General features: G+C 34.7%; 1 pseudogene. It reads right to left on the bottom strand.

Annotation, left to right across the window (positions count from 1 at the left end):
• A pseudogene (locus tag ACVCZW_RS01395) lies at window positions 1-320 on the bottom strand (hypothetical protein); the annotation flags it as partial.

Below are 320 nucleotides of genomic sequence, written 5' to 3'. Positions count from 1 at the left end.
TAAAGCTTCCAGGTTTGCTATGATTGCAGATAAATCTAATTGTGTAGTAATGCCGTCTTCGTCTGTATAATCGATGTTTGTATTGTCTGCGTTTAAAGCAATGGATGTTAAAGTTTCTAAGTTAGCAACATCTAAAATAGTCGGATTTCCATCTTCATCGGTGTAAGTTAATGTTCCGTCGTTATTGTCAACTAAAGTTGTTAAAGCTTCCAGGTTTGCTATGATTGCAGATAAATCTAATTGTGTAGTAACGCCATCTTCATCCGTATAATCGATGTTTGTATTGTCTGTGTTTAAAGCAATGGATGTTAATGTTTCCA

The sequence above is a fragment of the Lacinutrix sp. MEBiC02595 genome (genome assembly GCF_053601555.1).
The sequence above is the reverse complement of the archived record's forward strand: the minus strand, read 5'-3'. Positions and strand labels throughout refer to the sequence as shown.